Annotated in this window: 27 protein-coding genes; 20 read left to right on the forward strand and 7 right to left on the reverse strand. The window is 66.2% G+C overall.

All coding sequences use genetic code 11. The features are described from left to right. The first annotated feature begins 267 nt into the window (after window positions 1-267). Window positions 268-1,128 carry a PhzF family phenazine biosynthesis protein gene (locus BLR29_RS04115; RefSeq protein ID WP_092134786.1) on the forward strand — a complete coding sequence of 287 codons (861 nt, stop codon included), beginning with the start codon at window positions 268-270 and terminating at the stop codon, window positions 1,126-1,128. 137 nt (window positions 1,129-1,265) lie between these two features. Continuing rightward, entirely contained in the window at window positions 1,266-1,883 is a 618-nt protein-coding gene (locus BLR29_RS04120) for a pyridoxamine 5'-phosphate oxidase family protein (protein ID WP_092134788.1), read from the forward strand. Between the two features lie 74 nt (window positions 1,884-1,957). Here the strand turns inward: BLR29_RS04120 and BLR29_RS04125 are convergent, their stop codons facing one another. Continuing rightward, window positions 1,958-3,409, reverse strand: a complete 1,452-nt coding sequence (locus BLR29_RS04125) for a CoA transferase (RefSeq protein ID WP_092134789.1) — start codon at window positions 3,407-3,409, stop codon at window positions 1,958-1,960. A gap of 303 nt (window positions 3,410-3,712) precedes the next feature. Here BLR29_RS04125 and BLR29_RS04130 point away from each other — a divergent pair, with 303 nt between their 5' ends. The 7 genes from BLR29_RS04130 (at window position 3,713) to BLR29_RS04160 (ending at window position 8,288) form a co-directional block, all read left to right on the forward strand. Next, entirely contained in the window at window positions 3,713-5,461 is a 1,749-nt protein-coding gene (locus tag BLR29_RS04130; RefSeq protein WP_092134791.1) for a glutamine--tRNA ligase/YqeY domain fusion protein, read from the forward strand. Window positions 5,462-5,463: 2 nt separating this feature from the next. Next, window positions 5,464-5,685: an RNA-binding S4 domain-containing protein gene (locus BLR29_RS04135; RefSeq protein ID WP_092134792.1), complete on the forward strand. Its 222-nt coding sequence runs from the start codon at window positions 5,464-5,466 to the stop codon at window positions 5,683-5,685. A gap of 62 nt (window positions 5,686-5,747) precedes the next feature. Next, window positions 5,748-6,134, forward strand: coding sequence for an MAPEG family protein (locus BLR29_RS04140; RefSeq protein ID WP_092134794.1), 387 nt, complete (start codon window positions 5,748-5,750; stop codon window positions 6,132-6,134). 79 nt (window positions 6,135-6,213) lie between these two features. Beyond that, window positions 6,214-6,756 (forward strand): YceI family protein, encoded by a 543-nt coding sequence (locus BLR29_RS04145; protein ID WP_092135448.1) that lies wholly within the window; start codon window positions 6,214-6,216, stop codon window positions 6,754-6,756. Window positions 6,757-6,898: 142 nt separating this feature from the next. Next, entirely contained in the window at window positions 6,899-7,207 is a 309-nt protein-coding gene (locus BLR29_RS04150) for a hypothetical protein (protein ID WP_092134796.1), read from the forward strand. Between the two features lie 132 nt (window positions 7,208-7,339). Next, window positions 7,340-7,888 carry a YaeQ family protein gene (locus tag BLR29_RS04155; RefSeq protein ID WP_092134797.1) on the forward strand — a complete coding sequence of 183 codons (549 nt, stop codon included), beginning with the start codon at window positions 7,340-7,342 and terminating at the stop codon, window positions 7,886-7,888. Between the two features lie 52 nt (window positions 7,889-7,940). Further along, window positions 7,941-8,288: an FKBP-type peptidyl-prolyl cis-trans isomerase gene (locus BLR29_RS04160; RefSeq protein WP_092134798.1), complete on the forward strand. Its 348-nt coding sequence runs from the start codon at window positions 7,941-7,943 to the stop codon at window positions 8,286-8,288. 68 nt (window positions 8,289-8,356) lie between these two features. On the opposite strand, the gene BLR29_RS04165 is transcribed toward BLR29_RS04160, so the two are convergent. Then, window positions 8,357-8,677 (reverse strand): hypothetical protein, encoded by a 321-nt coding sequence (locus BLR29_RS04165; RefSeq protein ID WP_092134800.1) that lies wholly within the window; start codon window positions 8,675-8,677, stop codon window positions 8,357-8,359. Window positions 8,678-8,854: 177 nt separating this feature from the next. On the opposite strand from BLR29_RS04165, the gene BLR29_RS04170 reads away from it, so the two are divergent. Continuing rightward, a complete protein-coding gene (locus BLR29_RS04170) occupies window positions 8,855-9,625 on the forward strand; it encodes a gamma-glutamylcyclotransferase (protein ID WP_092134801.1) in 771 nt (256 codons plus the stop codon). A 23-nt stretch (window positions 9,626-9,648) separates the two neighbouring features. After that, window positions 9,649-10,455: an ankyrin repeat domain-containing protein gene (locus BLR29_RS04175; protein ID WP_092134803.1), complete on the forward strand. Its 807-nt coding sequence runs from the start codon at window positions 9,649-9,651 to the stop codon at window positions 10,453-10,455. 47 nt (window positions 10,456-10,502) lie between these two features. Here the strand turns inward: BLR29_RS04175 and BLR29_RS04180 are convergent, their stop codons facing one another. Continuing rightward, on the reverse strand, window positions 10,503-12,203 hold the full coding sequence (locus BLR29_RS04180; protein WP_092134805.1) for a long-chain fatty acid--CoA ligase: 1,701 nt from the start codon (window positions 12,201-12,203) through the stop codon (window positions 10,503-10,505). Between the two features lie 209 nt (window positions 12,204-12,412). Here BLR29_RS04180 and trxA point away from each other — a divergent pair, with 209 nt between their 5' ends. Next, on the forward strand, window positions 12,413-13,258 hold the full coding sequence (trxA, locus tag BLR29_RS04185) for a thioredoxin (protein ID WP_092135449.1): 846 nt from the start codon (window positions 12,413-12,415) through the stop codon (window positions 13,256-13,258). Window positions 13,259-13,359: 101 nt separating this feature from the next. Here the strand turns inward: trxA and BLR29_RS04190 are convergent, their stop codons facing one another. Next, window positions 13,360-13,872, reverse strand: a complete 513-nt coding sequence (locus BLR29_RS04190; RefSeq protein WP_092134806.1) for a bacteriohemerythrin — start codon at window positions 13,870-13,872, stop codon at window positions 13,360-13,362. A 120-nt stretch (window positions 13,873-13,992) separates the two neighbouring features. Here BLR29_RS04190 and BLR29_RS04195 point away from each other — a divergent pair, with 120 nt between their 5' ends. Continuing rightward, window positions 13,993-14,571: a P-loop nucleotide/nucleoside kinase family protein gene (locus BLR29_RS04195; RefSeq protein ID WP_092134808.1), complete on the forward strand. Its 579-nt coding sequence runs from the start codon at window positions 13,993-13,995 to the stop codon at window positions 14,569-14,571. An 83-nt stretch (window positions 14,572-14,654) separates the two neighbouring features. Here the strand turns inward: BLR29_RS04195 and tcdA are convergent, their stop codons facing one another. Continuing rightward, window positions 14,655-15,479, reverse strand: coding sequence for a tRNA cyclic N6-threonylcarbamoyladenosine(37) synthase TcdA (gene tcdA, locus BLR29_RS04200; protein ID WP_092135451.1), 825 nt, complete (start codon window positions 15,477-15,479; stop codon window positions 14,655-14,657). A 292-nt stretch (window positions 15,480-15,771) separates the two neighbouring features. On the opposite strand from tcdA, the gene BLR29_RS04205 reads away from it, so the two are divergent. The 5 genes from BLR29_RS04205 (at window position 15,772) to BLR29_RS04225 (ending at window position 23,045) form a co-directional block, all read left to right on the forward strand. Then, window positions 15,772-18,120: an AsmA family protein gene (locus tag BLR29_RS04205; protein WP_092135452.1), complete on the forward strand. Its 2,349-nt coding sequence runs from the start codon at window positions 15,772-15,774 to the stop codon at window positions 18,118-18,120. Window positions 18,121-18,460: 340 nt separating this feature from the next. Then, a complete protein-coding gene (locus BLR29_RS04210) occupies window positions 18,461-19,669 on the forward strand; it encodes an MFS transporter (RefSeq protein WP_092135454.1) in 1,209 nt (402 codons plus the stop codon). A gap of 129 nt (window positions 19,670-19,798) precedes the next feature. Continuing rightward, window positions 19,799-20,437, forward strand: a complete 639-nt coding sequence (gene pdxH / locus BLR29_RS04215; protein WP_092134809.1) for a pyridoxamine 5'-phosphate oxidase — start codon at window positions 19,799-19,801, stop codon at window positions 20,435-20,437. A gap of 268 nt (window positions 20,438-20,705) precedes the next feature. After that, on the forward strand, window positions 20,706-21,947 hold the full coding sequence (locus tag BLR29_RS04220) for an SAM-dependent methyltransferase (protein ID WP_092134811.1): 1,242 nt from the start codon (window positions 20,706-20,708) through the stop codon (window positions 21,945-21,947). Window positions 21,948-21,950: 3 nt separating this feature from the next. Continuing rightward, on the forward strand, window positions 21,951-23,045 hold the full coding sequence (locus BLR29_RS04225; protein ID WP_092134812.1) for a DUF72 domain-containing protein: 1,095 nt from the start codon (window positions 21,951-21,953) through the stop codon (window positions 23,043-23,045). Between the two features lie 10 nt (window positions 23,046-23,055). Here BLR29_RS04225 and msrA read toward each other — a convergent pair whose 3' ends face one another. Further along, on the reverse strand, window positions 23,056-23,598 hold the full coding sequence (gene msrA / locus BLR29_RS04230) for a peptide-methionine (S)-S-oxide reductase MsrA (RefSeq protein ID WP_092134814.1): 543 nt from the start codon (window positions 23,596-23,598) through the stop codon (window positions 23,056-23,058). 332 nt (window positions 23,599-23,930) lie between these two features. Between msrA and BLR29_RS04235 the strand changes: the two genes are divergently transcribed. Beyond that, window positions 23,931-24,491: a flavin reductase family protein gene (locus tag BLR29_RS04235; RefSeq protein WP_092134815.1), complete on the forward strand. Its 561-nt coding sequence runs from the start codon at window positions 23,931-23,933 to the stop codon at window positions 24,489-24,491. Window positions 24,492-24,569: 78 nt separating this feature from the next. Here the strand turns inward: BLR29_RS04235 and BLR29_RS04240 are convergent, their stop codons facing one another. Continuing rightward, window positions 24,570-25,058, reverse strand: a complete 489-nt coding sequence (locus BLR29_RS04240; RefSeq protein WP_092134817.1) for an Lrp/AsnC family transcriptional regulator — start codon at window positions 25,056-25,058, stop codon at window positions 24,570-24,572. Between the two features lie 146 nt (window positions 25,059-25,204). On the opposite strand from BLR29_RS04240, the gene kynB reads away from it, so the two are divergent. Beyond that, complete coding sequence (gene kynB / locus BLR29_RS04245) at window positions 25,205-25,852, forward strand: arylformamidase (RefSeq protein WP_092134818.1); 648 nt, start codon at window positions 25,205-25,207, stop codon at window positions 25,850-25,852. The last annotated feature ends 5 nt before the right edge of the window (window positions 25,853-25,857 follow it).

The raw sequence follows: 25,857 nt of genomic DNA on the forward strand, positions 1-25,857 counted from the left end.
GGCCGGGGAATGGGGCCCGGGGAACCGGGGGCCGGCGAGTCGAAGGCCAGTGTGTCGCGCCGGCCTCAACTGTTCCGCTCCGCGCGTGCGGAACTGTGCATGGCGCCCGCCAACCGCTCGCATACACTTGCCGGATTCGCCGCGACTCCCCACTCGTTCCTCGCGCCGTTGCCTCCGTTGCCTCCGTTGCCATTCATCGCCATTCGTCGCCATTCGTCGCTACTCGCATCGCGTCATTCACCGCACCACTCACCGCGCCCCGCTACCATGACCAACTACGCCTTCCGCATCGTCAACGTCTTTGCCGAATCCACCTTCGGCGGCAATCCCCTGTGCGTGTTCGAAGACGCGCGCGGCCTGGACGACGCCACCATGCAGGCGCTGGCGCTGCAGTTCAACCTGTCCGAGACCACGTTCGTATTTCCGTCTGACAACGCGACCGCCGCCGTGCGCATCTTCACGCCCGGCTACGAAATGCGTTTTGCCGGCCACCCGACGCTGGGCACGGCCCACGTGGTGCGCGACCTGGCAAGGACCGGCGATGCGTTGTCGCTCGAGTTCAAGGCCGGCGTGGTGCCGGTGACCGCCGAGGGAGACCGCTGGACGCTGACGGCGCCGCATCAGGGCCAGCCAAAGACTGCGCCGGCAGGCCTGCCCGACGCCGAGATGGCCTCGCTGCTGGGCCTGTCCGTGGACGACCTGGCGGGATCGCCGATGTGGGTCGACACCGGCGCCGACCAACTGCTGGTGCCAGTCAGGACGCCGGACGCCGTACGTCGCGCGCAGCCGGACAGCAGCCGTCTTGACCGCTGGCCGCAGAGCAGCCTGGGCCGCAAGACAGCCTACGTGTTTGCCTTCGATCCGGAACAGCCTGGCAAGGTGCTGGTGCGCTACTTCTTCACCAAGCAGGGCGGTGGCGTTGCCGAAGACCCGGGCACTGGCTCCGCGTGCGCCAACCTCGGCGGGTGGCTGCTGGCCACCGGCCACGCGCTGCCAGCGGCCTATGCCGTGGATCAGGGCGAGTTCGTGGGTCGCCACTGCCGGCTGGACCTGGCGGTCACCGCCGAGGGTGCCATCCGGGTCGGCGGCCGGGTAATCGAGATCGGCCGCGGCACGATCACGCTCTGATCCCGCCGGTAGGGTCACGCTTCACGGACACAATTCAGGGGCATACTTCCGGTTCCGGCTGCTTTCGCCGGTTTGCCCCGTTTCCCCTTGTTCCTGTTGGTCCTCCATTGCCCCGCCAACTTCAGCGCCCCACTGCCATGACGTCCCACGACATCGCCGCGCTCGCCGACCTGGAAGCGCTTTACGCCGAGCCCGGCGCCGCCTCCCTCGCCAAGGAAGTCGACTACCTGCACCCGTACTACCGCACGTTCGTGGAAGCGTCGCCGTTTTGCCTGTTGTCGACGATGAGCGACAAGGGTGGCGACTGCTCTCCGCGCGGCGATGCGCCGGGTTTCGTGCAGGTCCTGGACGACCGCACGCTGTTGCTGCCGGACCGACGCGGCAACAATCGCATCGACAGCCTGCGCAACATCGTGGCCGATCCGCGCGTGGGGCTGCTGTTCCTCGTGCCGGGCGTCAATGAGACGCTGCGCATCAGCGGTACCGCGAAGATATCGACCGACCCGGACCTGATCGCCCGATGCGAGGCGCATGGCAAGGTCCCGACGACGGTACTGGTCGTTTCGGTGCGATCCGTGTTCTTCCAGTGCGCCCGCGCGCTGGTCCGTTCGCACCTGTGGTCTCCCGAGGCGCAAATTCCACGCGAGGCACTGCCCAGCAACGGCACCATCGTGGCCGAACTCAGCCAGCACGCGATCGACGGCCCGACCTACGACCGCGAGCAGCCCGAGCGCATGCGCAACACGCTCTACTGAGAGGCGCTATCCAAATGATTCTGGCGTCGTTGCCGGTTTTGCCACACTCGCTGGCCGACGACAGCGGCAGTGTTTCACGTTCGGCGCGGTAACCATTCGGCGGGGTGGGTGCCCAGCGGCACCGATGGCAATTCCCAGTACGCGGGCGTCTCTGACAGCTTCGCGGCATGCCGCACCACCGTCAGTTCACCGAAACCGGATTCGAGCACTTCCAGCAGGTCGGAAATCTCGTCGATGTGCTGATCCGGCACGCCGAGGCCGTCCGGCACGCGCCCGAGGCTGCGCAGCCACTGCCCCACCTGTGCCAGCGACACGCGCACATGCCAGCTCCCCCCCTCCACGGCGCGCCGATGCAGCGCCGCCATCGCGCCAAACGCCAGCAGGTAGCCCGCGGCGTGGTCAAGCACCTGAGCCGGCAATGGCTTCGGGTCGGTGCTGCCGGCGGCCTGGGCTTCGTCATGATTCAGCCCTGTCGCGGTCTGGACGAGCGAGTCGAAGCCGCGCTTGCCCGACCACGGTCCGACGTGGCCATATGCCGACAGTGACACGTAGACAATGCCCGGCCGGGCGCGTGCCACGGCTTCCGGCCCGGCGCCCAGTTCGGCGAGTCCTGCCGGACGATAGCCCTGCACCAGCACGTCCGCGCCATGCAGCAGCTTGTGCAGCGTGCGCTTGTCGTCCGGATCCCGCAGGTCCAGTTGACAGGACCGCTTGCCGCGTCCCGTGTCGATGACGAGCGGGGCAATGGACGGTAGATGCGACGCCGTCACCAGCAACACGTCCGCCCCATGCGCGGCCAGCGTGCGCCCCGCTACCGGGCCTGCGATGATGCGCGTGAAATCGAGCACTCGCACGCCCGTGAGCGGCCGCGCGTCGACATTGAGTTCCGCGTGAGCGGGCAAGGCCGGCAGCGGCTCCGGCGGCGCTTCGCCGATCTTTTCGATCGTCACCGGCGGCAGCGCGCGGATGGCTTCGGCCTGCGGATGCGCCTGCCATTCGTCAAACGTCCGCATCGCGGCGACCACGAGCCCCGCCTCCGATGCCGTGGCTTCGAAAGCCTCGGCTTCCCACTTGCCAAGCGCGGCGCGCACGGCCTCCTTGTCGTGCGCGCAGTGGAGGATGCGCAGCACGCCGTCGCGATGATGGGGAAAGTTCGTGTGCAGCCGGACCCACCGGCCGTCCCCGCAGGGGTACAGCCCGGCAATCTTGTCCCAGAGCTCGGGTGCGGGACCACCGTTCACGCGCAGATAGCGCTCGCTGCGGAATTCGGCCAGTGCATGACGCATGTCGACGGACACGTCCTGCCAGCGGCCCGTGCGCCGGGCCCACAGCGCGGCGGCGGCCAACGCCGACGCGCCCAGGCTGGCCTGTGCGGCGGCACCGATGGCAAAGCTCGATGGCAGGACGGGATCCGCTCCGGTCAGGTGCAGGTGCGCAAGCGCCTCCGGCGCCATGCCGGCACCCTGCCAGAGCGCCGCCACCACATCGGCCGGCGGGATGGAATCGGGGGAGGAAGCAGGTTTCATGGGGTGTGTTCCAGCAACAAGGCCCGGGGGATCGTGCGAGGATGACGCCTTACCAAGCGCCATGCCGAGCGTCATGCCGAGGTGTCGCCCCGAGGACGGCACTCGATCACTCTGCGGTGGATTCTGCCCCACTTCGGGCCCCGCCGCAGTGAGCCGATTCGCAAAATGGCGGTCCGCTGTCGGGTTGACCCCCAAGGCACGGTAAAATCCCGCCATTCCAAGGAACACCAAGGACGCGCCCGGGTCAATCCTTGCCTGGCCGTCCGCCAAATGCTATCCAGCCGCACCCGATGCGGCGCCACCATGAGCCAAGACAACAAGCCCAACGACACGCCCGCCGCCTCCAACTTCCTGCGGAGCATCATCGACCAGGACCTGGCCGCCGGCACGTATGCCGGCCGCGCGGACAAGCAGGGCGAGCCGCTGCCCCCGGTCATCACGCGGTTCCCGCCGGAGCCCAACGGCTACCTGCACATCGGCCACGCCAAGAGCATCTGCCTGAACTTCGGCCTGGCCCGCGACTATGGCGGCCGCTGCCACCTGCGCTTCGACGACACCAACCCGGTCAAGGAAGACACGGAGTACGTCGATTCGATCATCGATTCCGTGCACTGGCTCGGCTTTTCGTGGGACGCCACCAAGGCCGGCGCGGCTCCGCACCTTTACTACGCCAGCGACTACTTCGACCAGCTGTATGCATTCGCCGAAACGCTGATCGAGCGCGGCGCCGCCTACGTGGACAGCCAGAGCGCCGAGCAGATCGGCGCCACGCGCGGCAACTTCTCGGAGCCGGGCAAGCCGTCGCCGTACCGCGATCGCTCCGTCGAGGAAAACCTGAAGCTGTTCCGCGAGATGCGCGACGACAAGTACGCCGACGGCGAACATGTGCTGCGTGCGAAGATCGACATGGCCGCGCCGAACATCGTGCTGCGCGACCCGGTGCTCTACCGCATCCGCCACGCCCATCACCACCGGACCGGCGACAAGTGGTGCATCTACCCGATGTACGACTTCACGCACTGCATCTCGGATGCGCTGGAGAACATCAGCCATTCGCTGTGCACGCTGGAATTCGAGAACAATCGCCCGCTGTATGACTGGGTGCTCGGGCACCTGCGCGAATCCGGCGTGTTCCGCGATCCGCTGCCGCATCAATACGAGTTCGCGCGCCTGAACCTGACGTACGCGATCACGAGCAAGCGCAAGCTCAAGCAACTCGTGGACGAGAAGCGCGTGGACGGCTGGGATGATCCCCGCATGCCCACCATCGTCGGCATCCGCCGCCGCGGCTACACGCCGGAATCGATCCAGCTGTTCTGTGACCGCGTAGGCGTCTCCAAGGCCGACAGCTGGATCGACATGAGCACGCTGGAAGGCGCCGTGCGCGACGATCTCGACGCGCGCGCGCCGCGCAGCGTGGGCGTGCTGGACCCGGTCAGGCTGATCCTGGACAACTATCCCGAAGGCCAGAGCGAGGAATGCTCGGCACCGGTGCACCCCAAGCAGCCGGAGTTGGGGCGTCGTGTGTTCCCGCTGTCGCGCGAGCTGTGGATCGAGCGCGAGGACTTCAACGAGAACCCGCCGAAGGGCTACTTCCGCCTGTTCCCGGGCAACAAGGTGCGCCTGCGCTATGGCTACGTGATCGAGTGCACGGGCGTGGACAAGGACGCCGACGGCAACGTGATCGCCGTGCACGCGAACTACCTGCCGGACACCAAGAGCGGCACGCCGGGCGCGGACAGCGTCAAGGTCAAGGGCAACATCCACTGGGTCAGCGCGGCGCACGCGTACGAGGCCGAGGTGCGCCTCTACGACCGCCTGTTCAACGATCCGAACCCGGACGCCGGCGGCAAGAATTTCCTGGACGCGCTGAACCCCGATTCCAAGAAGGTCGTCACGGCCTATCTGGAGCCGGGCCTGCGCGATGCGAAGCCAGAAGACCGCTTCCAGTTCGAGCGTCACGGCTACTTCGTGGCGGACCGCGTGGATTCGCAGCCGGGCAAGCCCGTCTTCAACCGGACGGTCGGCCTGAAGGACAGCTGGGGCAAGTGACTATGACGCAGACCATCACGTTTCCGCTCGAGGGCGAGTTCATCGCCCTCAACGACCTGCTGAAGCTGGCCGGCATCTGCGACAGCGGCGGCGCCGGCAAGGCGCTCGTCGCAGCCGGCGAGGTCTCGGTGGACGGTTCGGCGGAATCACGCAAGACCGCCAAGATCCGCGCCGGGCAGGTCGTCGGCGTGGCCGGCGTACGCATCAAGGTGGTGGCGGCCTAAGGGGCGGCCTCGCCTGCCGGAAGCCGTTCGGTTCCGGTCTCACCTGACGAAAAGGACATTCAATGCCGATCGCGTTCTGGTGTGTACTGGTGGCGGGCCTCCTGCCCGTCCTGACCGTAACCATCGCCAAGGCCGGTGGGCGCAGCGGCTTTGACAACCATGACCCGCGCGGCTGGCTCGAAAAGCAAAGCGGCCGCGCGCGCCGCGCCGACCTGGCGCACCGCAACCACTTCGAGGCCTTCCCGTTCTTTGCCGCGGCTGTGTTGACGGCCAGCTACCTGTCCGCGCCACAGGCCCGGATCAACGAGTTGGCGGTGGTATTTCTCGTTGCGCGCGTCCTCTACACGGTCTGCTACCTGACCGACCGGCCCACCCTGCGCACGCTGTGCTGGACCGTGGGTTTCCTGACCGTGATCGGGATCTTCCTGTTACCGGTCTTCGTCCACTGATCGCCACATCGCCATGCGGATCCTCACTCTGAAGCTGGCTCTCGCCACGGCCGCTATCGCGGCAACGGTTGCCAGCGGCATGACGTTTGCGGCACCCACCACCTACACCGTCGATCCGACTCACACCACGGTCCACTTCGGCGCCAGCCATTTCGACCGCACTACCGTGCGCGGCCGTTTCAACAAGCTGGACGGCCGGATCATCTACGACCCGGCAACCGGCGCGGGAGCCATCGACTTCACTGTCGATACCGATTCGGTTGACTCGGGCAATCGCAGCCTTGACGGTGTGCTGCGTTCCGCACAGTTTCTCGACGCCCAGACCTTCCCCGTGGCACGCCTGCAGGCAAACCGCTTTATCGTCGAAGGTGGCAAGCTCGTGGCTGTGGAGGGCACCTTCTCGCTGCACGGCGTCACGCAACCGCTGCGGCTGGAGGCCGACCGCTTCAGCTGCGGCCAGACCGTGCTGTTCGGCGTCAGGCGCGATGTTTGCGGCGGTGACTTCCACGCCACACTGACGCGTAGCGCATTCGGCATGACCCGTTTTCTGCCCGATGTAAGCGATACGGTCACCTTGCAGATTTCCGTCGAGGCGTCACCTGCCGGGCCAGCGCCGCAATAAGAGCTGCAATAAGGGCGGGCTGCTGTTCCGGATGACGACCACGCGTCACCTTTGCCGGCGAAATCTCTCGTAAAATCATCGCTTTGCAAATCCATCCTGCCGCGTTCCGCCCCCAGCGCACCCGGCGACAACGTGAGTCAAGATGATCCACATTCACGCGGGTGACGTCGTTGCGGCGTCGCTGGCCGCGGCCGGCGCGTGCCTGGCCTGCAGCATTCCTGCCGATTTCCTGCGCCGCTTCCCGCTCTGGGCCTACAAGACCTATGGACGAGGCGCCCTGCTGCTGCCACTGCTGGCCATGGTCGTTGGCTCGTTGCTGGCCAGGACCGCCATCACTGGCCAGATCAACAGCCATGGCGGCGTGGCGCTGGTGGCCGCGGCGGCCTTCCTGACGCTCGTGCTGGCTTCCGCACTGCTGCGCTTCTGGCTCAGCGACTACCGCAAGTCCTGACGCATTGCCGCGCGGGCGCGCCAGCGCACGCAAACCGGCGGCGGATTCCATCGCGCCGGCGCCCGGATCACGTATGATGCGGCCTTCCGCGCGCCGAGCAACGTCGCTGGCGCCGCCCGCTTTCCTGACCTCATGGCGCTCAAGTCCACCATCTTCAAAGCCGAGTTGTCCGTGTCCGACATGGACCGGCCCTACTACGGCAGCCACGCCCTGACCATCGCCCAGCATCCGTCCGAAAACGATGCGCGCATGATGGTCCGTCTGCTGGCGTTTGCCTGCGAGGCCTCCGAGTCTCTTGCCTTCACCCGCGGCCTGGACGAACCCGACGAGCCGGACCTCTGGGACAAGAACCTGACCGGCGAGATCGAACACTGGGTCGAACTGGGCCAGCCCGACGAGGCCCGCCTGCGGCGCGCCTCCGCCCGCTCCGGGCGCGTGACCGTCTATACCTATCAAAGCGCCAGCGCACGTGAATGGTGGAAGGGCATGGCCGGCAAAGCCAGCAAGCTGCGCAACGTCACCATCTACAATGTGCCGTCGGAAGCCGTCGACGCGCTGGCCGGCCTGGCGCAGCGCGCCATGCGGCTGTCGGTCACGATCCAGGACGGCGAGATCTGGGTCAGCGACGACGACCACAACGTCCAACTCACGCTGGACGTGCTGCAGCGCGCCGCCGGCTGAGCGGCGCTGCGGCGCCTGATGATTCCACTGCCACACAACAAGGAAGATTGCGATGCAAACTACTCCCTCCGGCCTGCAGTTTGAAGACACCGTCGTCGGTTCGGGCGACGAAGCCACGTCGGGCAAGCACGTGACCGTGCACTACACCGGCTGGCTGTACGAGAACGGCCAGGCAGGCCGCAAGTTCGATTCGAGCAAGGACCGCAACGACCCGTTCGTGTTTCCGCTGGGCGCCGGCCACGTGATTCGCGGCTGGGACGAAGGCGTCCAGGGCATGAAGGTCGGCGGCACGCGCCGCCTGGTGATTCCGGCCGACCTCGGCTACGGCGCTCGCGGCGCCGGCGGCGTGATCCCGCCGAACGCCACGCTGCTGTTCGAAGTGGAACTGCTGGCGGTCTGATTCCCGCCCGCCACATGTCAAAACGGACGCGCAAGGCGTCCGTTTTGTTTTGGTGCAGGCAGGCGCAGTCAGAAGCCGATGGCGGCGTTGCCCACGTCCACGCGTACCTTGTCGCGGCCCAGCAGCCGGCCGGCGTGGCGGGCAAAATCCTGGGCCCATTCCGCATTGCCGGCAAAGCGGTTCTCGCCCGAGAACTTGGCCACGTTCAGGATCTTGTCGATCACCAGCACCTTCCCCACCGGGCTGGATGCCTGACAATCCAGCTCCGCGTATTCGCGGTCGAACCAGCGCCACGCAGCGTCCTCCGTCACCGCCGCCAGCTCGGCATCGCCGAGCGTGAATTCAAACTCCTTGCCGCTGCCGAACACCACGGTAAGCGTACGCGCCATGACCGGTTCTCCGAGATTCTCCGAGGATGAGGTCCCTATTGTAGTGACTTGGCAGCGCCTGGGAATCGGCCGGACGAGCTATCCCGCAAGATCCGACCGTTGCCTGCGACACACACCGCACCCGCGCGCGTGGTTTCCGTGCGACACACTCTTCGGCTTTGGATTATCCTTGCACGCATGGCCATCACCAGACAGGACCTCGAATCGGATCGGCTGCGCACATCGCTGTGCAGCACACCGATCGCGTCTTCACTCCTGCCGGAGGCCGATATCGAGCGCTCGCTCTGCAACACGCTGGCGGCCCGGCCCGATGGCGTCGACCTGAACGGTGACGTGTGGCTCTTCGGCTACGGGTCCCTGATCTGGAACCCGATGGTGGTGCACACGGATCGGCGGCTCGCCACCGTGCATGGCTATCACCGCGGCTTCTATCTCTATTCCCGCATCAACCGTGGCACCTGGGACAATCCTGGCCTGGTGCTGGGACTCGATCGCGGCGGTTGCTGCACCGGCATGGTGTTTCGCATCCCGAGCCATGTGATCGAACAGGAATTCCGTGTGCTGTGGCGCCGCGAAATGATGACCGGCGCCTACCATCCGCGCTGGCTGCGCGTAAAGGTCGACGACCAGCCGGGCGGCGCCGAACAGCGCGCCCTTGCCTTCGTGATGAATCGCGAACACCCGGGCTATGCGGGCCGCCTGCCCGACGCTCGCGTGGTGGCCTGTCTGCGCCACGCCACGGGCCTCTACGGTCCGGCGCGCGAATATCTGCAGCAGACGCTGCTGGGCCTGGCCACCAATGGCGTGGATGACCCCTACCTCGGCCGCCTGTGGCGCCAGTTGCAGGAGGGCGAGGCCGGCGCACCACACACGAAGCCCGCACCTACATTGCAGGCCGATTCCGCCGACGCAGTGGCCGCGACGACCGCGCCCCACGAAACCGTCTGAGTCCATCCGATCGCCCACGAACCATGACGCGCTCCCAGACCCGCCCCCGTCGCCAGGCACTTGCCGAGATGCTCGGGCTCATGGGATTGCTGATGGGAGGTGGATTGCTGGCCGGACAGGGCGGCCAGACGCTGGCGCGATCGATCGGCATGGGCGGCGCCTCGGCACCGCCTCCCTCGCGCGCGCCGCGCACCTCCGACCCTGCCCTGACGCCGCCACGCGGCGACGGCATGGCGGCGCTGGACCGCAACCTGATTACGGCCGCCAGCATCGGCGACCTGGATCTCGTCAACCGCTTGCTGGCAGCGGGTGCCTCCGCGCAGGCCGTGGACGAACGCGGCCGAACGGCGCTGGTCGCGGCCGTCTATAACCGGCGCGGCGACGTGGCGCGCGCGCTGATCCAGGCAGGTGCGGACGTCAACCGCAAGGACGGCGAGGCCAACAGCGCCTTCCTGCTGGCGGCGGCCACGGGGCAGATCGATGTGGTACGGCTGGCGCTTGCGCATGGCGCCGACCTCAGGAGCACGGACCGCTACGACGGCACCGCGCTGATCGCCGCCAGCCAGCACGGCAATGTCGAAGTCGTGAAGCTCTTGCTCAAGGCCGGGATCGCCGTGGATCAGGTCAACCAGCTCGGGTGGACGGCGCTGCTGGAGGCCATCGTCCTGGGCGACGGCAGCACGCGCTACGAGGAAATCGTCCAGCTCCTGCTGGACGCGGGGGCCGACGCCAACCTGGCCGACCGAGAAGGGATCACGCCCTCGCGCCATGCGCGCGAGCGTGGTTACAAGACGATGGTGAAGATGCTCATGCGCGCCCGCGGTCACTGACCCCGGGCACACACCGCCGCACCCGCCTCAAGCGGCCTCAAGCTCCCTCAGGCTGCCGCGTTGCGCGTATTCTCCGATTCCTGCAACTGGCGCCACATCACCTTGCCCGTGCCCGACTTGGGCAGCGCATCGACGAACTCCACCACGCGCGGGTACTTGTACGCGGCCATGTTCTCCTTGGCCCATTCGATGATGTCTTCCGGCGTGGTCTTGCCGCGCGCATCGGTGCGCAGGACGACCACGGCCTTCACCGTCTCGCCGCGATAGGCGTCGCGCGTGCCGATGATGCACGCCTCCTGCACGGCCGGATGCTTGTACAGCAGGTTCTCCACCTCGGCCGGCCAGACCTTGAAGCCCGACGCATTGATCATGCGCTTGAGGCGGTCCGTGATGAAGAAGAAGCCATCCTCGTCCACGCGGCCCAGGTCGCCCGTGCGGAAGAACGTCTCGCCTTCGAACTCGATGAACGCATCGCGCGTGGCATCGGGCTTGCCCCAGTAGCCCTTGAACACCTGCGGGCCGCGCACGATGATCTCCCCCACTTCGTTCGGCGGCAGTTCCTGCAGCGTGACCGGATCGATCACGCGCGCGTCCGTGTTGAACGTCGGCACGCCCAGGCACTGCAGCTTGGCATGCTCGGCCGGGTTGCTGTGCGTCGGCGCCATCGTCTCGGAAAGCCCATAGCCTTCCAGGTAGCTCAGGCCGAACTGCGTCTTCAGGCGTTCCGCCACGGCCTGCGGCATGGCCGCGCCGCCGCCGCCGATGTAGCGCAGGCTGCCGAGGTCGAACGACGCCAGGTTCGGACTGCCCAGGAAGTCGATCACCATCGTCGGGATGTTGGTCCAGTGCGTGACCTGATAGCGCGAGATCAGGCTACCGGCCACCTCGCGGTCCCAGCGCGGCAGCATCACCACCGTGGCGCCGGAATAGATCGGGCCGTTCATGCCGTACTGCATGCCGGTGACGTGGAACAGAGGCAGCACCGACAGGATCACCGATTCGGCGCCGCTGCCGGACCACGTGGCGCCACCGATGATGTTGTGCATCACGGAGCGATGCGTGTGGATGCATCCCTTGGGGAACCCGGTGGTACCCGAGGTGTACGGCATGACCGCCATGTCATCGGGGCCAGCGGTATGCGGGCCGGGCTGCAATCCGGCGCCGATGGCCTCGGACCATGCCGTGGTGCCGGCGGGCAGTGGATGCTCCACGGTCAGCCACGCGGGCGGCGCGTCCTCCGGGAATTCGTACGTCGCCGGCAACGCATCGGCGTACTGGGTGGCCAGCACGTGCTGCAGGCGCTGATCGGCATCGACCTCGCTGTTGGCCTGCGTCACGCCGGACATGAGGTCCGCAGTGCAGATCGCTACCCGCGCTTGTGCGTCGGTGATGTAGTGCTTGAATTCCTCGGCACGGTTCATCGGATTGACGGGCACCACCACGGCATCGGCGCGCAGGATCGCGTAGTAGCTGGCCAGGAATTGCGGGCAGTTCTGCATGTACAGCAGCACGCGATCGCCCTTCTTGACGCCGGCCTTCTGCTGCAGCCAACCCGCCAGCGCCGTGGCCTGCGATTCCAGTTCACGGAACGTGATGGCATTGCCGAAGTAGCGGATCGCAGGCTTGTCGGCAAAGCGGTGCGCGGAGACTTCCAGGTTGTACCAGAGCGAGGTCTCCGGCAGCACGATTTCGGTTGGCACTCGCTTGGGCCAGAACTGGAAATGCGGACGCGCGGGCTTGGTGGTCATGGTGTCTCCTGCAGTCGGCCTCATGGACCGATGTTCTTGGATTGGTCAACGGTCAAGCAATATAACTGAACGACCGTTCTATTTTCAACCACAGGTTTTCCCGCGCTGCACGGGATTCCGGGGGTACGCCCCGTTGTGTTTTGCGGCCCTGCCCTCACAATAGGGAAATCAGGCCACTTTTAGTGGCCGTCCATTCCGAGGTGCAGAACATGAGCGACGTCACCCTGCAGAATTTCGAAGCCGACGTCATTGAGATGTCGCGCCAGGTTCCAGTGCTGGTTGATTTCTGGGCGCCGTGGTGCGGCCCGTGCAAGACGCTGGGCCCGATGCTGGAAAAGCTGGAGGCCGAGGCCGGCGGCAAATGGAAGCTGACCAAGGTCAACGTGGATGAGAACCAGGAACTGGCTGCGCACTTTGGCGTGCGCAGCATTCCGCACGTGGTGGCATTTGCCGACGGCAACGCCGTCGACCAGTTCATCGGCGTGCTGCCGGAATCCCAGCTGAGAGGGTTTCTGGAGGGCCTGTCGCCCAACCCGGGCGAGGTGGCATTGCGCGAGGCAAGGGAGGCGGTCGCAGCCGGTGACCGGGACGGTGCCCGGGCTGCGTTCCAGGCGGCGCTGGCCTTCGATCCGGGTGCGGATGGTGCGCGCCTGGCGTATATCGGCTTCTTGCTGGACGACAATGCCATCGACGACGCCGAAGCCGAGTTCGGTCTCTTGTCGCCACATGCATTGCAGGACGATGCCTACGCGGCGCTGCAAACGCGACTGGAAGCGATGAAAGGCATGGGCGATCTGCCGGACCCTGGCGAACTGGCCGCCCGCGTGGACGCCAACCCGAACGACCTCGCCGCGCGGCTCGATCTGGCCAAGGTGCTGATTGCCCGCCGCCAGTACGAACCGGCGCTGGAGCAGTTGATCGCGATCGTCCGCAAGGATCGCGGCTTTGAAGACGACATCGGCCGCAAGACCATGTTGTCGGTGTTCGAACTGATGGCGGACCAGCCCGAGGCGGTTTCACGCTGGCGCCGCCAGCTCAGCACGTCGCTGAACTGAACGTCGCCTGAATGCCTGCCTGAGGGTGGGCTTGAAGATTTCTTGAAGGGCTACCTGACTCGGGCGCGCCCACAGGTCGCCACCTTCAGGCCATCGGGCTGTCAGGCTGGCTGATCGGCAGGCCCTTCGACGAGCGTGAAGCCGTTGGCCTTCATGTGCTCGACCATCATCGTGTCCATGGACTTCACGTGCTGGTCAAACCAGCCGGGTAGCTCGCCGATCAACCTGCGGCCCAGGTCGACCATTCCCTCCCCCGCCACCTTGTCCCGCACGGCTTGCGCAACGGCCAGCACCTGCTGGTGCTCGCCCGCATGGCAATAGCGCGGCCCGAAACCCATCGCCTCCATCCACTGCTCTTCCTGCGCGAAGTGATGCCGCGTGTGGTCCATCCACGCATCGTAGGCCGCGAGGAAGCCTGCATCGTCGGCTTTCGCGGTGGCGTCGAGCAACTGGAGGAATTCGGCGTGGGTGGCGTCGGTCACCGGTTCTCCGAGATGGAGATCGGCGGGCAGGCCTTCGGACGACAGCCCTTCATAGGGATTGGCGACGGCACTGGACTCGGTGGCTGGGGTGCCGAGTTCGGCGCTGGGTTCGTGATGGGGAGTGGCGGACATGGTTGGCCGGCAACGATGGAATGACCGGCAAGGATACCGATTTCCCGCGCGGCCGATCTGATTTTCCGCAATCGCGGGTTATCCTTGGCGCTTCCGCCCTCGCCAGGAACGCCCTCGCCCATGCCACGACTGATCTTCTTCTGCGGCCACGCCGGCACCGGCAAGACGTCGCTCGCCCACCGGCTGATCGGGCCGCTCATGCAGGCCACCGGCGAGCCGTTCTGCCTGCTGGACAAGGACACGCTCTACGGCCGCTACAGCGCCGCGGCGATGGGTGCCATCACCGGCGATCCCAATGACCGCGACAGTCCGGCCTACCTCGACAACCTGCGCGATCCCGAATACCAGGGCCTGCTCGACACCGCGCGCGAGAACCTGATGCTTGGCATCAGCGTGATCGTGATCGGGCCGCTGTCGCGCGAGATTCGCGCGCATCAACTGGCCGATCCACAGTGGCTGCACTTGCCGGCCGGCACGCAGACGCAGATCGTCTGGGTGCACCTGCCCGAAGACGAGGCCCACGCACGCATCATCCGGCGCGGCAACCCCAACGACGCCTACAAGCTGGCGCACTGGGAAGCGTATCGCACACGCCGCTTCATGCCGAATCCGGCCGAGTATCCCGAACTGATCTTCTTCGACAACCTGGCGCCCGATGATGCCGCCGTGAACAGCCTGCTGCGGCAGCTGGCCTCCTGACCTGGCACAAGCGCTGGAGCCGCACGGGTGCTGGACTGATGCCGGACTCGCGATGAGCCGGCACCCGATCTGACTGCCCGGATTCAGCCCGCCACGACTGCGCCGATCACGGCCGAGGCGGCCACGAAGCCAAACACCGCCGTCACGGCCACCGACGATCCGAAGCCGGCACAGGCCAGCCCCTGCGGCCCCTGCCGATGCGTGGGCGGGACTTCGTCGATCTCGCACGCCTGCTGCTCCGGCTCCGGATAACGCAGCGGTTCATCCGAATACACGGCCTGGATGCCGAATTTCTTCTTCGGATCGCGCGGGAAACCCCATTGCCGGCGCAGGTTGCCACGCACTTTCGCCAGCAGTGGATCCTGGACGGTCCGCGCCAGATCCTCGATCCGCACGCGCGTCGGGTCCAGCTGGCCACCAGCGCCCCCGCAGGTGATCACGCGCGCACTCTCGCGGCGCGCCCACCCCAGGATCGCGGTCTTGATCTTCACGGCGTCGATCGCATCGATCACCCAGTCAAACCCGCCGAGCAGCGCCGCCACATTGTCCTCAGTGACGAAATCGTCGATCTGCGTCACCCGGCAACGCGGATTGATGGCCACCATGCGCTCGGCCATGGCATCCACCTTGGCACGGCCATAGGCGTCACCCAGCGCATGAATCTGGCGGTTGGTGTTGGAGAGCGCAATGTGATCCAGGTCGATCAGGGTCACGCGGCCCACCGCATTGCGGGCCAACGCCTCCGCCGCCCAGCTACCCACCCCGCCGATGCCGATGACACAGACGTTGGCCGCCTCGAGCCGCGCCATTCCTTCCGCGCCGTACAGACGGGCCACGCCACCAAAGCGGCGATGGTAGTCGTCGTCCTCGGGGCTCTCGTGGGTCAGGGGCTCGGGCAGGCCCGGCATATCGGCCAGGGGGGTCGGGGCAATCGTCATGACGGTCGGAATCTGTGGCGACAGCGCGCCCGCTGGCGCGCCGTGCCGGCATTTTATGCCACCCGGGCCGAACGGGCTGGCCGCAAAAATAGGCGGGCCTGCGACCGAATTGTCAGCGCGAGGCCGACAACGGGCGCGAACGGTGGCCCCTACAATGGTCTTGCAGTGGTTGATCCGCCGCATGGCCCCGCACACGTGCCCGACGGGGAATGCCCCCTTGCCCGCGCGTCAACAGGAGTCCGACCTCATGGAGTCCAACCCCATGCCCGCCTCGCGCCACCAAAAGATCGTCCTATGGAGTGCATTGACGCCGATCGCGCTGATCGCGATCCTCCTCGTTGTGATCCTGACCTTTGACTGGAACCGGCTGAAGCCGTGGATCAACGACAAGGTCACGCAGGCCATCGGGCGTCCGTTCGCCATCAATGGCGACCTGGTTGTCACCTGGAAGCGCGCGCAGGGCGAAACCGGCTGGCAAACGCTGGTTCCATGGCCACGACTGTCCGCGCGCGACATCACCGTGGGCAATCCCGACTGGGCGAAGTCGCCCAACATGGCAAACATCCGTGAGCTGATCTTCGTGCTGCGACCCGTGCCGCTGCTGGCCCACGAGATCAACGTGCCGACGATCGTGGTCGACAGCCCGGCCGTATGGCTGGAGCGGCTGGCCGACAAGCGCAACAACTGGACCTTCGATACGGGGCCGGACACAGGCCAGCGCAAATGGCATCTCGATATCGGCGAAGTGGTCCTGCAGCGCGGCAACCTGGCGCTGGCGGACGCCGCGGAGAAGATCGAAATGCAGGCCACGCTGGATACCGTGGGGGACCAGGCGCTCTATGACAGGGCGCGCGACGGCGCGCTGGTGCCGCCCACCGATGCGTCGGCGACGGAGGCCTCCGCGCCCGTGGCATCGGCCTCGACCCCGACATCCAGCCCGGCCGGCGACAGCGTCGCCAGGGACGCAAAGGACAGCAGGCCGGACGCGCGGGACAGCCGCTATGGCATCCGCTGGAAGGCCGTCGGCCATTACAACCAGGCCACGATCAACGCCAGCGGCAAGGCTGGCACCGTGCTGAGCCTGCGCGACACCAACACGCCCTACCCGGTCCAGGCCGACGTCCGCGTGGGCAGTACGCGCGCCGTGATCGAAGGCACGCTCACGAATCCGACGCATATCGGCGCACTGGACGTGCACCTGCAGCTGTCCGGCGACAACATGGCCAGGCTGTATCCACTCACCGGCATCGTGCTGCCCTCGACGCCGCCGTATGAAACGCGCGGCCGTCTGGTGGGCACGCTCAAGCCGGGCGCCTCCACCTATACCTATCGCAATTTCACCGGCAAGGTGGGCGGCAGCGACCTGGGTGGCACGCTCACGTTCGCGCAGCGCTCGCCGCGCCCGCTGCTCTCCGGCGAACTGGTCTCTCAGCAACTGCTGTTCTCCGACCTGGCACCGCTGATCGGTGCGGATGCCAGGCCGGGCCGGGCCGCGCCGGAGAGCCCCGTGAAGCAGCCCGCCAACAAGGCGTTGCCGGTGGCCCCGTTCCGGACCGAACGCTGGGACGAGATCGATGCCGACGTGAAATTCACCGGCAAGCGCATCGTGCGCGACGAAGACCTGCCGATCACGGACGTGACCACGCACCTGAAGCTGACCGACGGCGTGCTGCTGCTGGATCCGCTCAACTTCGGCGTGGCCGGCGGCAACCTGGTCTCCACGATCCGGCTGGACGGCAAGCGCGAGCCGATGGGCGCCGTGATCGACATGACCGCGCGCCACCTGAAGCTCAAGCAGATGTTTCCGAAGATCGACACGATGCGAGCGAGCATCGGCGAGGTCAACGGCAGCGCCAGGTTGTCGGCCACGGGCAATTCCGTGGCCGCGTTGATGGGATCGTCCAACGGCGAGGCGCGGTTGCTGGTGGAAAACGGCACGGTCAGCAAGTTCATTCTCGAGGCGATCGGCCTGAACGTGGGGAGCGTGGTGATCTCCAAGCTGTTCGGCGACAAGCCCGTGCAAATCAACTGCGGCGTCAGCGACTTCGCGTTCAAGGACGGCGTGGCGCGCGCCCGCACGTTCGTACTCGACACGCAGGACGCCGTCATCAACACCGAGGGCGCCATCGACATGCGCGACGAGCGGCTGGCACTGACCATCCATCCGGATTCCAAGGGCCTGCGGATCATTTCGCTGCGTTCGCCGCTGTATGTGGGCGGCACGTTCAAGAACCCGTCCGTGAGCCCGAACATTGCGGTGCTGGCGCTGCGGGCCGGCGGCGCGCTGGCCCTGGCGTTGACGGCGCCGGTGGCCATGCTGGTGCCGCTGCTCGACATCTCCCCGGGCGAGGAGAGCCAGTGCGGCAAGCTCCTGGCCGAACTGAAGAAGCGCCCGACCGCCCCGCCGCCGGGCAAGACCTACCAGGACCCGGCCTCCGGCAAGGGGGCGAAGCAGACAGCCGGCCCGGCGATCCCCGAACCGCCGACGAAGTCCGCCGCCGCCCAGGGCGAAGCCGGCCCGCCACCCACCACACCGCGCGTCCCCGCCCCGACCGTCCAGCAGAATCCGTCGCGCCCGGCCAACGATGTCCAGCTCTACCAGGGTGGCTGAGGCATCGCCTGAACGATCTTTCGGGCATCCGCCGGACCGACGGGCCGCATCCGATTGGCAAATCTGCAACACAAACGCCTCGAAAGTGTTGCGGATTTGCACCCCCTCCTTCTTCGCCGTTGTGCCCGGCCCACGGGCAGTCGCATAATTAAACGGCCATTTACAAGCAATTTACGAAGAGATGGCGTGCATCGGTTGCCGATGCCGGTTCCAGTCCGGCCGTCGGCGGCCATTGTCAGGTGCGGCCTCGGCCGCACTCATTTTTTCTCGCGCTTTTTATTGACCGGAACGGAGACCTTGCCGGCAGCGCGATCCACGCATGTCTTTTTCCGCCCCCGTCATGACGTTGCCTCACGCCGCCGTCCCGCCGATCAGCTGGCTGATCGCCCTGACGGTGTGCAATCACGTGGCGTTCAACGCCAGCCGCGTCGTCGTTTCCCTGTTTGCCATCTCCCTCAAGGCGTCCACGGTCACCCTGGGCATCCTGATGTCGCTCTATGCGTTGCTGCCGATGTTTCTGGCGATCCGCGCGGGCAAGCGCATCGACGAGATCGGGCCACGCCTGCCGATGACAGCGGGGTCCCTGATGGTGGTGGCCGGCACGCTGCTGCCGGCGGTCTGGCATGACATTTCCTCGCTGTATGCCGCGTGCGCGCTGATCGGGGTCGGCTTCATGCTGGTCCAGGTGGCGATGCAGCTGCTGATCGGACAGGTCTCGACCAACGACACGCGGCTGCGCAACTACACGCTGCATGCGCTGGGGCTGTCGGTGTCAGGCACGCTGGGCCCTGTGGTAATGGGCTATGTCATCGAGCACGCCGGCTTCCGCGCGGCGTTCTGCGTGCTGGTGGTGGTTGCGTTGATTGGCCAGGCGGGCCTGCAGTACGTGCGGCCCCGGCTGCCGGCCACGGGCGGCAATGCCGGGCGCATCGCCATCGAGGACGGCAGCCGCCACTCCACGCTGGACCTGCTCCAGCATCCCGAACTGCGTGCGGTCTTCATCGCCAGTGCGGTGTTGTCCGCCGCGTGGGATCTCCACGCATTCCTGATCCCGATCCAGGGCTCGCGCATCGGGCTGTCGCCGTCGTCGATCGGGTGGGTGCTGGGCGCGTTCGCGATCGCCACATTCGCGATCCGCGTGGCCATGCCGATGGTGTCGCGCCACCTGTCCGAATGGAAGATCATTCGCGTCGCGCTGATGGTGGGTGCCATGGCCTACCTGGTCTATCCGTTCGTCGCCCATTTCTGGCTGATGTGCGGACTCGCCTTCGTACTGGGCCTGGCGCTGGGCAGCGCGCAGCCGAACGTCATGAACATCCTCCATACCGCATCGCCGTCCGGCCGGGCGGGCGAGGCGCTGGGCCTGCGCTCGGCGGTGCTCAACACCAGCCAGGTGGTCTGGCCGCTCACGTTTGGCGTGGTGGGCACCGCGCTGGGCATGCTGCCGATCTTCCTGTCGATGGCTGGCGCGATGGGCATGGCCGGCTACTACTCGCGCAACCAGGCGCGCAAGATCCGCGCGTCCGACCAGACACCCATTTCGCGATGACGGCGGGGGCAGCGCCCCCAGCCGGTTGCGACAGCGCAAACGCGCTGTGCGGCGCTTTCGCTATACTCGAATCATCCTCATCCGCGTGTTTGGCGCGGACATTTCCCCTTCGTCCTTCGTGATAGCGACATGACCCAACTCGCCGACCTGCGCCGCAACTACATGCTGAGCGCGCTTTCCGAATCCGACGTGGCCCCCGACCCCATCCGCCAGTTCAAGTCCTGGTTCGACGAGGCCATGCAGGCCAAGTTGCCCGAACCGAACGCCATGACACTGGCAACCGTCGATGCCGACGGCCAGCCGTCCGCACGCATCGTGCTGCTCAAGGGCATGGATGCCGACGGCTTTACGTTCTTCACCAACTATGAAAGCCGCAAGGGCCTGGACCTGCTGGCCAACCCGCGTGCGGCGCTGTTGTTCCACTGGGTCCAGCTGGAGCGCCAGGTGCGCGTGGAAGGCATCGTGGAGAAAGTGGATGCCGCCGAGAGTGATGCCTATTACGCATCGCGGCCACTCGGGTCGCGGCTGGGCGCATGGGCCTCGGAGCAAAGCCGCGAAGTCGCCGGACGCGAAGTGCTGGAGGCCCGCGAGGCCGACTTCCGCAACAAGTTTGGCGAGAACCCACCGCGACCGGATCACTGGGGCGGCTATCGGGTCGTGCCCACGTGGATCGAGTTCTGGCAGGGCCGCCCCTCGCGCCTGCATGATCGTATCGGCTATCGCAAACAGGACGACGGCAGCTGGAACATCGTCCGACTGTCGCCCTGACAGGCGCGGCGCGTCCGGCTGCGCCCGTCATGATTTTCCCGACGACACGGGTCGCCTGACACATTGTTTGCCCGACCAGACAGGTACACCGGCCACCGGTCCCGCCGGGGACCCGCACTGCACAATTCGAGGATTTGGCGTAAAGTTTTAGAGTCGTCGCGCTGGCCATGTCTGGCCGGCGCGGCCCCCACGGCTCGCGCCACGCACAGGCGAACCCGCCATGGGGCACGTTCGAGAGGTATGCCGCAACCAATCGGGAGGAAGCCGCATGTTTTTCAAGCAAGCTCTGGACAAGCAACTCGACAGCTGGATTGCCGACGTACGCAAGCACGCGAACCTGCCGGTCAGGCTCCGGCTGTGGAATGGCACCGAATACCTGCTGGGCAACGATGAGAAGCCGGACGTCACGCTGACGGTGCGCGAGGCCACCGCGCTGCCCCTGCTGCTGGTGCCGAGCCTGGACAACCTCGGCGAGGCCTACGTCCAGGGAAAGATCGATTTCGAAGGCCGTCTGGCCGACATCATCAAGGTTGCCTACGGCTTTTCCGCCGCCGCCACGCGCAGCGCCGGCGGAGCGCTCGCCAGGGTAGCGCAACACTTCACGCACACCAGACAGGAAGACAAGGCATCCATCCAGTATCACTACGATGTCTCCAACGACTTCTACAAGCTCTGGCTCGACGCCAACATGGTCTACTCGTGCGCGTACTTCGAGCGCGGCAATGAAGACCTGGCCGCGGCCCAACTCAAGAAGATCGACCACATCCTGACCAAGATCCGGTTGCAACCGGACCAGACGCTGCTGGATATCGGCTGCGGCTGGGGGGCACTGGTGCTGCGCGCGGCGCAGAAGTTCGGCGCCAGATGCGTGGGCATCACGCTGTCGCAGAACCAGTTCGACCTGGCCACGGCACGCGTGAAGGCCGCCGGCCTGCAGGACCGCATCGAGATCCGCTTGCAGGACTATCGCGACACCGCGGGCCAGTTCGACCGCATCACCAGCGTCGGCATGTTCGAACACGTGGGCAAGGAAAACCTGCCGGGCTACTTCGGACGCATCCGGGAACTGCTGATCGACGGCGGTGTGGCGATGAATCATGGCATCACGTCAACGGACCCGGACAGCGGCGTGGTGCCGATGGACGGCTCGGGCTTCATGGACCGCTACGTATTCCCGCAGGGCGAGCTGCCCCATATCGGCCTGGTCTTGCAGACCCTGCAGAAGGGCGGCCTGGAAGCCTTCGACGTGGAACTGCTGCGCAAGCACTACGCGCAGACGCTGCATCACTGGGCCAATAATTTCGAAGCGAACGGCGACACCATCCGCGCGATGGTCGGCGAGAAAAAGTACCGCATCTGGCGGGTGTACCTGGCCGGTTGCGCCCACGCATTCACGACCGACCAGATGTCGATCTACCAGGTGGTGTGTCACAAGGCCGGCCGCCCGCCCGAGACGCTGCCGTGGTCGCGCCGGTATATTTACGAGCCTGCGCTCGGCACCCCTATCTGACGATTGACTGAGAATCTCGACCTGTTCGGCGACGCGCCCGCGTCGCCTTCCGCCGCAACGCCTCCAGCCGCGGCGGGTGATACCGGTACCGCGCCGGACTCCCCCGCTCCGAAGAAACAGCCCGTCGGCAAGATCGTCCAGCCTTGGACACCCGACGCGGCGTTGATCGACCTCGGCAAACGCCTGCCGCCCAACCTGTATTTCGGCACCTCATCCTGGTCTTATCCGGGTTGGCATGGCATGGTCTATGACGGCCAATACACCGAAAGCCTGCTGTCACGCAAAGGCCTGCGCGCCTGCGGCCAGCATCCACTGCTGCGTGCAGCAGGCATCGATCGCGGCTTCTACGGCCCGATTCCGCTGGCCGACTACCTCGGTTACGCGGCGCAGGTGCCGGAGGGATTCCGCTTTCTGGTGAAGGCACCCGCCAGCGTCTGCGATGCGTGGCTGCGTGGGCCCGACGGCGCGGGCAGGCTGCACAATGCGGCCTTTCTGAATCCGGAGATCGCCATCCGCGATTTCATCGTGCCGGCCACAGGGGGACTGGGCCTGCATTGCGGGCCGCTGCTGTTCCAGTTGTCGCCGCTGGCCAGCATGGCCGACGACGGCCCCGCGCTCCTCGTCCGGCTTGACGCGTTCCTTGCCGCCCTGCCACCGCTCGATCCCGCACTCACGCCCTACGCGTGCTATGCAGTGGAAATGCGCGATCCGACGTTGCTGACGCCGCGCTACATTCGCCTGCTGCGCGACCGTGGTGTGCGCTTCTGCCTGGCCGCACGCGACCGGCTGCCGCCCGTGCCGCGCCAGGCCGCCGCACAGGCATTGATGGACGATGGCGCGCCTGGCCCGCTGGTATTGCGCTGGATGCTGCGTGAAGGCCGGTCGTATGCGATGGCCGAGAAGGCGTACTCGCCGTTCGACAAGATCATCGACGAGGACGTCGAGACGCGCCACGCCATCGCCGACGTGGTCGCACGCACGCTGCGCACGGGGCAGCCGGCTTACGTGATCGTCAGCAACAACGCGGAAGGCTGCGCGCCGCAGAGCATCGTGCGGCTGGCGCAGGCGATTGCGGATCGGCTCGAGGTGGCGGCCTAGGGCACTAGCGCTAGCGACGCATCCGGCTGGCGAAATCCTTGCGGAATTTGGCCAGCTTGGGCGTGATCACGAACGCGCAGTAGCCCTGCGCCGGATGCTCCTGATAGTAATTCTGGTGGCTCGCCTCGGCGCGCCAATAGGGCTGCTCGGGTTCGATCTGGGTCACGATCGGCGCGTCAAAGACCTTGTTGGCGACGAGCTCGCCCATCACGTATTCGGCCACGGCGCGTTGTGCCTCCGAATGCGTGAAGATGATCGAACGGTATTGCGTGCCCACGTCATTGCCCTGCTGGTTCAGCTGCGTGGGATCGTGGATGGCAAAAAAGATCTCGATGATCTCGCGATACGTAATCACGGACGGATCGAAGGTTACCCGCACGACTTCGGCGTGGCCGGTATCGCCCTCGCAAATCTGACGATAGGTGGGATGGCTGACGTGGCCGCCCGTGTAGCCGGATTCCACGGCACGCACGCCATCGACCTGCTGGTACACCGCCTCCAGGCACCAGAAGCATCCACCACCCAGGGTGGCAATCTCAAGCCCGTGTTCCATCTGCAAGCTCCCTTTCTCGTGTCATGCCTTGACGGCAACCCGCTGGCTCTGCAGGCGGCCATTTCCTAGCATAAGCAACCGGAAACGGACTTGCTGGCAAAAATGCAAACTTCCGCGCCAAAAAGCGGCAATAACGACGCTGCCGGGAAGGTTGTCCGGACTCCGCTACAATCGGGGCAGTTCAGGGCTGGCAAGCGCCTGCCCGAAGCGCGGGCGCGAATTGTGCGAAATCCAACCGATGCTTCCCCTGCGAGGGGATTAGGTTGAGTCTGCAAACGAGCGCGCCGGCAGACCAGAAAATGAAACTCATGGATTTGTGTGGAGCCCGAGACATGGGCATGCCTGAGGCCGAAGCCCCCGTCACGGGCCCCAAGGCCGCTTCTCCCGACTTCGATTCGCAACACTTCAAGCGGGCGCTGTCGCAGTTTGCGACCGGCGTGACCGTCATCACCACGCGCGCAGTCGACCATCCCTACACGAATGGCGCGCCGTTTGTCGGCATCACGGCCAGCTCGTTCAATTCGGTTTCGCTGGATCCACCGCTGGTGCTATGGAGCATGGCCACACGGGCCAACAGCCTGCCTATGTTCCGCGACGGCTCGCACTACATCGTCAACGTACTGGCGGCGTCGCAGCTGGACCTGTGCCAGCGCTTCGCCTCGCTCAAGGGCGACCGCTTCGCCGGCGTGGACTACCGTCTGTCCGAGACCGGCCTGCCGATCCTGGCCAACGCGTTGGCCTGGTTCGAATGCCACAACCGCAGCCGCTACGACGAAGGCGATCACGTCATCTTCGTCGGCGAGGTGGAACGTTGCGGTATCCAGGACCAGGGCTGCCGGCCGCTGGTCTTCCAGGGTGGGCAATTCTCCACTTTGGGACCACTGGATCGCTGACTGGCGGGGCGCATGCCCTGCCCACTGCCGCACCCCGGCTTCCTCGCCGCGCCTTTGACGGCGCACTCTCCTACCCAGCTACGACGCCTCGCCCTGACCCGCCTTGAGCACGGCCAGGGGTGATCCGTCCGTCTTGATCCGCTGCAGCACGATGTTGGAGCGGATGTCCATCACGCCTGGCGTGCGGTACAACCGGTTCACGATGAAATCCGAGTAGTGCTTCAGGTTCCGGGCCTGGACGCGCAGGATGTAGTTGCTGTCGCCGGTGATGACATAGGCCGACAGCACCTCCGGCCACGCCTGCACCGCCGCGTTAAATGTGTCGTGCCAGCCCTCCACGTCATGCCGCATCGACACCTGCACGATCGCCTCGATCTCCAGCCCTAGCTGTTCAGCGTCGAACCAGGCGCGATAGCCCCCGATCACGCCGCCCTCTTCCAGCAAACGCACGCGCCGCAGACACGCCGAGGGCGACAGCGCCACGCGGTCCGCCAGGTCCTGGTTGCTGATCCGGCCGTTCTCCTGCAGGCAGGCCAGAATGCGCAAATCGATAGGATCGAGGGTCATTTCGCAGAAACCACTATTTTTTGTCCGATTCACACAATTCTATGCGAAACATGGGCACATGGACGGGCCATTTCGCAAGCCTCTTCTCAGGGGATTTGTCTATGATGCGGTCATTGAATCGTTGATCGAAACGATCCCCGGAGACCATGCCCCACGCCCCCGATCCCCGCCTCATCTGGGACATCACCCCGCCTGTATCGCGGTCCACGCCGGTCTGGCCCGGCGACACGCCGTTCCGCCACGACCCAGCCTGGCAGATGGATGAACATTGCCCGGTCAACGTCGGCCGTATCACGATGTCCCCGCACACAGGCGCCCATGCCGATGCCCCGCTGCATTACGCGGCGGATGGCGCGCCGATCGGCGCGGTGCCGCTGGACGCCTACCTGGGCCCCTGCCGCGTGATCCATTGCATCGGCGCCGCGCCGCGCGTGGAACCGCGCCATATCGAACACGCCCTCGGCGATGTCCCGCCGCGCGTGCTGCTGCGGACGTACCAGCAAGCGCCGCGAGACACGTGGGATTCGGCGTTCTGCGCCGTGGCGCCCGAGACCATCGCGCTGCTCGCCCGTCATGGCGTGAAGCTGATCGGCATCGATACGCCCTCGCTGGACCCACAGGAATCCAAGACGATGGATGCGCACCACGCCGTGCGCGATCACCGTTTTGCGATTCTCGAAGGCATCGTGCTCGACGACGTGCCCGCCGGCGACTACGAACTGATTGCACTGCCGCTGCGCCTGGCCACGCTGGACGCGAGTCCCGTGCGCGCCGTGCTGCGCGCCCTGCCCTGATCTTT

This window comes from Cupriavidus sp. YR651, assembly GCF_900101625.1.
GTDB lineage: Bacteria > Pseudomonadota > Gammaproteobacteria > Burkholderiales > Burkholderiaceae > Cupriavidus.

Coding starts and splice junctions, on each gene's coding strand:
- BLR29_RS04115 (WP_092134786.1), top strand. CDS start 268: ATGACCAACTACGCCTTCCGCATCGTCAACGTCTTTGCCGAATCCACC.
- BLR29_RS04120 (WP_092134788.1), top strand. CDS start 1,266: ATGACGTCCCACGACATCGCCGCGCTCGCCGACCTGGAAGCGCTTTAC.
- BLR29_RS04125 (WP_092134789.1), bottom strand. CDS start 3,409: ATGAAACCTGCTTCCTCCCCCGATTCCATCCCGCCGGCCGATGTGGTG.
- BLR29_RS04130 (WP_092134791.1), top strand. CDS start 3,713: ATGAGCCAAGACAACAAGCCCAACGACACGCCCGCCGCCTCCAACTTC.
- BLR29_RS04135 (WP_092134792.1), top strand. CDS start 5,464: ATGACGCAGACCATCACGTTTCCGCTCGAGGGCGAGTTCATCGCCCTC.
- BLR29_RS04140 (WP_092134794.1), top strand. CDS start 5,748: ATGCCGATCGCGTTCTGGTGTGTACTGGTGGCGGGCCTCCTGCCCGTC.
- BLR29_RS04145 (WP_092135448.1), top strand. CDS start 6,214: ATGACGTTTGCGGCACCCACCACCTACACCGTCGATCCGACTCACACC.
- BLR29_RS04150 (WP_092134796.1), top strand. CDS start 6,899: ATGATCCACATTCACGCGGGTGACGTCGTTGCGGCGTCGCTGGCCGCG.
- BLR29_RS04155 (WP_092134797.1), top strand. CDS start 7,340: ATGGCGCTCAAGTCCACCATCTTCAAAGCCGAGTTGTCCGTGTCCGAC.
- BLR29_RS04160 (WP_092134798.1), top strand. CDS start 7,941: ATGCAAACTACTCCCTCCGGCCTGCAGTTTGAAGACACCGTCGTCGGT.
- BLR29_RS04165 (WP_092134800.1), bottom strand. CDS start 8,677: ATGGCGCGTACGCTTACCGTGGTGTTCGGCAGCGGCAAGGAGTTTGAA.
- BLR29_RS04170 (WP_092134801.1), top strand. CDS start 8,855: ATGGCCATCACCAGACAGGACCTCGAATCGGATCGGCTGCGCACATCG.
- BLR29_RS04175 (WP_092134803.1), top strand. CDS start 9,649: ATGACGCGCTCCCAGACCCGCCCCCGTCGCCAGGCACTTGCCGAGATG.
- BLR29_RS04180 (WP_092134805.1), bottom strand. CDS start 12,203: ATGACCACCAAGCCCGCGCGTCCGCATTTCCAGTTCTGGCCCAAGCGA.
- trxA (WP_092135449.1), top strand. CDS start 12,413: ATGAGCGACGTCACCCTGCAGAATTTCGAAGCCGACGTCATTGAGATG.
- BLR29_RS04190 (WP_092134806.1), bottom strand. CDS start 13,872: ATGTCCGCCACTCCCCATCACGAACCCAGCGCCGAACTCGGCACCCCA.
- BLR29_RS04195 (WP_092134808.1), top strand. CDS start 13,993: ATGCCACGACTGATCTTCTTCTGCGGCCACGCCGGCACCGGCAAGACG.
- tcdA (WP_092135451.1), bottom strand. CDS start 15,479: ATGCCGGGCCTGCCCGAGCCCCTGACCCACGAGAGCCCCGAGGACGAC.
- BLR29_RS04205 (WP_092135452.1), top strand. CDS start 15,772: ATGCCCGCCTCGCGCCACCAAAAGATCGTCCTATGGAGTGCATTGACG.
- BLR29_RS04210 (WP_092135454.1), top strand. CDS start 18,461: ATGACGTTGCCTCACGCCGCCGTCCCGCCGATCAGCTGGCTGATCGCC.
- pdxH (WP_092134809.1), top strand. CDS start 19,799: ATGACCCAACTCGCCGACCTGCGCCGCAACTACATGCTGAGCGCGCTT.
- BLR29_RS04220 (WP_092134811.1), top strand. CDS start 20,706: ATGTTTTTCAAGCAAGCTCTGGACAAGCAACTCGACAGCTGGATTGCC.
- msrA (WP_092134814.1), bottom strand. CDS start 23,598: ATGGAACACGGGCTTGAGATTGCCACCCTGGGTGGTGGATGCTTCTGG.
- BLR29_RS04235 (WP_092134815.1), top strand. CDS start 23,931: ATGGGCATGCCTGAGGCCGAAGCCCCCGTCACGGGCCCCAAGGCCGCT.
- BLR29_RS04240 (WP_092134817.1), bottom strand. CDS start 25,058: ATGACCCTCGATCCTATCGATTTGCGCATTCTGGCCTGCCTGCAGGAG.
- kynB (WP_092134818.1), top strand. CDS start 25,205: ATGCCCCACGCCCCCGATCCCCGCCTCATCTGGGACATCACCCCGCCT.